The following is a 1845-nucleotide window of genomic DNA, read 5'->3' as shown; positions in this document are numbered from 1 at the left end:
CTCCTGAGGCGTCCCGGCTCCCGAGTGGCGGGGTGGTGCAGGGGGGTGGGGCTGGTGATCCGGGATCAGGAGGCGGCGATCGCCTCGGTGACCGCGGAGCGGGCGTCGGCGGCGCTGTCGGCGGCGAGAGCGAGCTCCGCGTACCGCTTGGCGTCCTCGAGGGTGTGCTCGGCCAGCTCGGCGCGGACGTCGGCGAGAGCCGACGGCGACATCGAGAGGGTGGTGGCGCCGAGGCCGACGAGGACCACGGCGAGCAGCGGGTCGGCGGCGGCTTCTCCGCAGATCCCGACGGGCTTGCCCAGCGCCGCTCCCGCGCGGCCGACCTCGCCGACGAGGCGGAGCACGGCCGGGTGCCACGGGTCCTGGAACGCCGAGACCGTGCCGAGCATGCGGTCGGCGGCGAGCGTGTACTGGGTCAGGTCGTTGGTGCCGATCGAGGCGAAGTCCGCGACTCCGAGGATGCGGTCGGCGAGCAGGGCGGAGGAGGGGACCTCCACCATCACTCCGGCGGTGCGGATGCCGAGCTCCCGCGCCATCGAGGTGAAGTAGCGGGTCTCGTCCACGGTCGCGACCATCGGCGCCATGACCCAGAGGTCGGCGTCGGTCGCGGCATCGGCCTGGGCGAGGGCGGTGAGCTGGTCGCGGAGGATCTGCTCACTGGCGCGGAGGGCGCGCAGTCCGCGGAGACCGAGGGCCGGGTTCTCCTCGTGGTCGTCGTTGAGGAAGCTCAGCGGCTTGTCGGCGCCGGCGTCGAGCGCGCGGACGACGACCTTGCGGCCGGGGAACGCGGCGAGCAGGCGCGTGTACTGCTCCGCCTGCTCGGCGACCGAGGGCGCCTCCTTCGCGTCGAGGAAGAGGAACTCGGTGCGGAACAGCCCCACTCCCTCGGCGCCGAGCTCGACCGCGTTCGCAGCGCCGTCGGCCGAGCCGAGGTTCGCGAGCAGCGGCACGGCGTGGCCGTCGGCCAGCGCGCCGGGGACGACCGGTGCGGCGAGCATCTCGGCGCGCTCGGCGATCGAGGACTTCGCGGCGCCGATCTCGGCGTCCGAGGGGTTCACCGTCACGACGCCGGAGGTGGCGTCGAGGATGACGAGCTGGCCGTCCCGCAGGTCGAGGGCGCCGGTGGTGCCGACGATGGCGGTGATCGACTTCTCCCGGGCGAGGATCGCCGTGTGCGAGGTCGGTCCACCGTCGCTGGTGATCAGGCCGAGGACCTTCTCGAGGTCGAGCAGCGCCGTGTCGGCCGGAGCGAGGTCGCGGGCGACGAGCACGAACGGCTCGTCCGACTCGGGGACGCCGGGAGCGGCGACGCCGCGCAGGTGCGCCACGACGCGCTGCGAGACGTCGTCGAGGTCGGTCGCGCGCTCGGCCATGTAGCCGCCCATCGCCACGAGCAGGTCGCGGAAGCCGGCGAAGGCCTCGTGCACGGCGCGCTCCGCGGTCTTGCCCCCGGCGATCCGCGCCTTGACGTCGTCCGCGAGGGACGGGTCCTCGGCCATCAGGGCCTGGGCGTCGAGGACGTCCTTCGCCGAGCCGCCGGCCCGCTCGCCTCGGTGGCGGATCGTCGCGGCGGTGGCGGACAGCGACGAGACGGCGCGCTCCTCCTCCTGGGCGACGCTGCGGGTGCTGGCGGTGTCCTCGGGCTCGGGCAGCGGCTCCGGCATGCGCAGGACCGGCCCGAGGGCCAGCCCGCGTCCCACTCCGGTGCCCTGGAGCTTGGCGGAGGCGTAGGCGGTCTGAGGAGTGGACAGCGTCATGGGTGCTCGTTCCTGTCGTGCGGAGTGCGGGCGGGAGAAGAGGATGCGGGGGGCCGGGAGAGAGCGGGGCGGCGGCGTGGGCCGGGAG

General features: G+C 74.5%; 1 protein-coding gene. It reads right to left on the bottom strand.

Going from position 1 to position 1845, the window contains the following annotated elements:
* Nucleotides 1-65: 65 nt before the first annotated feature.
* Complete coding sequence (gene ptsP, locus C5C30_RS17245) at nt 66-1664, bottom strand: phosphoenolpyruvate--protein phosphotransferase (protein WP_258069271.1); 1599 nt, start codon at nt 1662-1664, stop codon at nt 66-68.
* Nucleotides 1665-1845 lie beyond the last annotated feature (181 nt).

This window comes from Rathayibacter sp. AY2B5, assembly GCF_002931645.1.
Taxonomy (GTDB): Bacteria; Actinomycetota; Actinomycetes; order Actinomycetales; family Microbacteriaceae; genus Rathayibacter.
This window is presented reverse-complemented; position numbering and strand designations above follow the sequence as displayed.